This window comes from Nostoc cf. edaphicum LEGE 07299 (assembly GCF_015207245.1).
GTDB classification, from domain to species: domain Bacteria; phylum Cyanobacteriota; class Cyanobacteriia; order Cyanobacteriales; family Nostocaceae; genus Nostoc; species Nostoc edaphicum_B.
The window spans coordinates 1-3,841 of sequence record NZ_JADEXF010000583.1; the positions used below are offsets into that span (position 1 = coordinate 1).

A 3,841-nucleotide genomic window follows, 5' to 3' on the forward strand; every position below is an offset into this window, starting at 1 on the left:
GAGCTATACTATCGTGGCTTCTGTACCATTCGGCACTGACCCCAATGCTGCTTTAGAAATTTTGCGTGGCATCGCCCAAGCTCAAAATCAAGTTAATAGCTCAGGAGGAATCAAGGGAGTACCCTTAAGGGTAGGGATAGCTAATGACGACGACAATCCAGAAATAGCCCAGCAAATCGCTTCAAACCTAGTCAGCAATTCCGAAGTATTAGGTGTAGTTGGGCCGAATACTAGCGATTCCACTTTAGCCGCAGGTACTATCTATACTTCTGGACAACTTGTAGCCATATCTCCTACTAGTACATCTGTCAAAATTTCTAACTTTAGCCGCTACGTTTTTCGGACAGTTCCCAGTGATTTTATGGCTGCGAGAACTTTAGCTAACTATATGGTGAGAACCTTGCAGAAAAAAAATGCAGTGGTTTTCTTTAATTCTCAGAGTAACTATAGTCAATCTTTGAAGTCGGAGTTTGTTTCATCCGTTTCCCTAGAGGGTGGACAGGTAGCTAGCGAATTTGACTTATCCAAGGCGGATTTTAGTGCAGCTAAAAGTGTAGAACAAGCAACTAAACAAGGTGCAGAAGTATTGATGTTAGCTGCTAACACTGAAACTCTCGATAAAGCGCTGCAAGTAGTTCAGATTAACCAGAAACGGTTAACTCTGTTGGGGGGAGATGATGTTTACACCGCTAAAACTTTGGAAATTGGCAGAGAACAAGCTGTGGGGATGGTAGTGGCAGTTCCCTGGCATATTGATGGCGATCTTAAGTCAGATTTTCCCCAGAAATCGCGGCAGTTATGGGGCGGTGATGTGAGCTGGCGAAGTGCCCTCAGCTATGATGCCACTGTAGCTCTAATTGCGGCATTAGAACGTAATCCTACGCGAGATGGAGTCCAACAAGCACTCTTGTCATCTGACTTTTCTGTCACTGGAGCTTCTGGTACAATTCGATTTTTAGGATCAGGCGATCGCAATGCGCCAGTCCAACTTGTAAAAATTGTTCTTGGTTCTCGCTCTCGTACTGGTTATGACTTTGAACCAGTGCGTTAATCAGCAATAAAAAATTAAAAATTAACCAATACTTAACCTGGAAAACCTCTCAAGATGGGAAATTGAGCTTTATGGGGAAAAATCTTACTGTCAATTTATTCTTACCACCACTCAAAGCTTGAGATAAGAGACGAATAATCTAAATGAAATTTATTTCTAAATTACTCAGAAGTTAGGATTTGCTAACAAAATCCCCGTCCTCCAAATACAATCTCAAGTAGCAAGCACTTGTCAAGTCAAGCACTTATATTGAATGGATGCGCGGGTAATTATACTATGTCCCAAAAAAATGAAACAACTATTCTTGTATTATCCATCCTAATCACCGTCGGGCTAATAGCTGGCGGTTTTTGGTGGTTTACTAGAAAATCTGGTGTCGATCTAAATACAATTAATTCTGGTAGCACCAAAACGCCCCAAACTGGCTCAGAACAAGCCACTGGCAATACTTTCAGTTCAGTAAAGGATGTTCCTACAGGATTATTCAATTACGGAGGTAGTACATCTTGGGCACCGATTCGACTAGGAGTTGATCCAGCAATTCAAGCTGCGCGGCCAGAGTTACGCCTGCGCTATGTAGAACCCAGCAATGCATCGCCTGGTTCTGGTACTGGCATTCAGTCCTTGATAGACGGTCAACTAGCTTTTGCCCAGTCCTCCCGACCAGTTCTAGATCAGGAATTAAGCCGTGCCCAGCAGCGTGGGTTCAGTTTGAAACAAATTCCTGTGGCAATTGATGGTTTAGCGGTTGCAGTTAACCCTAACCTGAATATTCCAGGACTAACAATAGAACAGTTAAAGTCAATTTACACAGGCAAAATTAATAATTGGAGCCAGGTGGGCGGCCCCAATATCCCGATCAAGCCCTATTCCCGTCGCATTGCTGATGGCGGTACTGTCGAACTTTTTGTCCAAGACATCTTGGGTGGTCAAGCTTTCAGCTCCAATGTAGAATTTATCTCCACAACCACCCAAGCCTTGCAAAAATTGGCTGATAGTCCTGGTAGCATCTACTACGCTTCTGCCCCAGAAGTAATTCCTCAATGCTCAATCAAAGCCTTGCCGTTGGGGCGCACGCAAGGGCAATACATTGCTCCATACCAAGAACCTTCTGTCCTCCCGTCTGAATGTCCTGGTAAACGGAACAAGTTGAACATTGAAGCATTTCAATCAGGAAAATACCCGATTACCCGCAATCTGTTTGTGGTAGTCAAACAGAATGGTCAGAATGAGCAGCAAGCAGGTGTCGCTTACGCCAACTTACTGCTGACTGAGCAGGGACAGCAACTGATTACCCAAGCGGGATTTGTCAAAATTCGCTGACATCTGCGAATCGCACTCAAGACAGAGTGGCGGAAATCGCCGCTCTGAACTTTACCTTAACCAGCTCTATTAATCGACTCTGCTGGCAAGCAAATGAGATTATCCCCTTGAGTCAAGATTAAACCACGTTGACGCAGCTTACCCATCAAGCGGGTGACGGTGACACGAGTGGAACCAATCGCGCTACCAATTTGGGCATGAGTGAGGGGAAAAGGCAGACAATAACCGCGAATCACATCAGGATCGGTGTCGCTCATTGCTGGCTCTCCATATTCCTCAATTAACAATGTGAGAAATCCTAAGAGTCGGTCAATTGTGCGGCGTTGTCCCAAGGCACTCAGCCACAGCAGCTTACGCTGGTGCTGATATCTAAAGGCATCCATAACTTCGCGACGGAAGTGAGGCCAATTGTCTAAATCATGCCAGTACATCCACAGCACCGCAGTTTGATCGACATGAGCGTAAGCCTGGAGTGTGAATGGTGACTGAGCAACAATTTCAAATGGCTGTCCCGCTCCCACAAAACCCAAGAACGCTTCTTCTGGAGTTCTGTTGATTCGTCGAGACGTTAGCTGACTGGCGGTCGCACTAACTTGGGCGGTTCCTACCATACGGATCGCACCCCTTTGCACCAAATACAGCAATCCAGGCCGGGCTGGAATGCGCTCATCTTTGCTAAAGGTGCGGCAGCGATAGTGTTCTTGAGCCCAGTCAAGAATGCGTTGCCAAGTTAAAAAAGGCCGTGATGCCTCAGAAAAGGAGGATGGAGATTGCATAGGTAACAAAGAGCGTTCGGCTGAAGACAAAGACGTAAATAAAAGGGTGCAAGGAGTGTCTTTGTGTTGACGAGGCAGGCTTAACGCCTAACAGCGCCAGCCAATCCAAAGAATAGAAAGTAAATTACTCTCTACTCTTTTGTTATACTTCCTACTGTACAATGGTGGTAGTAAAGTTTACTTACTATTCATCGATTATTCATCAAATTTTATCCTCTTCTCATTTTTCTTCATCTAAATTAAATTTATACCGCAAGACAGATGACAGAAACGTAACAAATATATCTTACATGACTATTTAAATAATATTACGTGCATTATGAATTACCAGTTAGCAAATATACGTCCATCAAACAGCTATTATATAGTTATCTAATAAAATCACTAAGCATTGATACTTATAAACCAGAAAATGAATGCATAAAAGGGGAAAAAATTCCTCTATATAAAGGTAGAGATGACAATAGAGTTTTCTATACCTCAGGTGTGTCTCTGCGACTATCAAAATCTCAGAATCGAAAAGCGATGGAGCTTGCTAGTGCGCTCGCTTCAGATTTATCAGGGATTTGTGAGGACGTTTTTAGCATCCAAATAGTTCCCCCTGGTTGGATAAATTTTGAATTAACTCACTCAACCTTAGCGACTTGGTTACAAAGTCTCGTAGTCGGGAGTTGGGGGGGAGCAGGGGAGC

3 protein-coding genes and 1 pseudogene are annotated in these 3,841 nt (G+C 44.0%); 3 read left to right on the forward strand and 1 reads right to left on the reverse strand.

Annotation, left to right across the window (positions count from 1 at the left end):
- Both IQ229_RS17250 and IQ229_RS17255 read left to right on the forward strand, forming a co-directional pair.
- Positions 1–1,051 (forward strand): ABC transporter substrate-binding protein (locus IQ229_RS17250; protein ID WP_194045775.1); only part of this gene is annotated, 1,051 nt, incomplete at its 5' end.
- Between the two features lie 276 nt (positions 1,052–1,327).
- Complete coding sequence (locus IQ229_RS17255) at positions 1,328–2,374, forward strand: PstS family phosphate ABC transporter substrate-binding protein (protein ID WP_194045777.1); 1,047 nt, start codon at positions 1,328–1,330, stop codon at positions 2,372–2,374.
- A 56-nt stretch (positions 2,375–2,430) separates the two neighbouring features.
- Here IQ229_RS17255 and IQ229_RS17260 read toward each other — a convergent pair whose 3' ends face one another.
- Entirely contained in the window at positions 2,431–3,150 is a 720-nt protein-coding gene (locus tag IQ229_RS17260) for a Crp/Fnr family transcriptional regulator (RefSeq protein ID WP_012412419.1), read from the reverse strand.
- A 312-nt stretch (positions 3,151–3,462) separates the two neighbouring features.
- On the opposite strand from IQ229_RS17260, the pseudogene IQ229_RS24725 reads away from it, so the two are divergent.
- A pseudogene (locus IQ229_RS24725) lies at positions 3,463–3,841 on the forward strand (DALR anticodon-binding domain-containing protein); the annotation flags it as partial.

Bases quoted from the DNA above. Each gene is read 5' to 3' on its own strand.
- IQ229_RS17255 (WP_194045777.1), top strand. From the start codon at position 1,328: ATGTCCCAAAAAAATGAAACAACTATTCTTGTATTATCCATCCTAATC.
- IQ229_RS17260 (WP_012412419.1), bottom strand. From the start codon at position 3,150: ATGCAATCTCCATCCTCCTTTTCTGAGGCATCACGGCCTTTTTTAACT.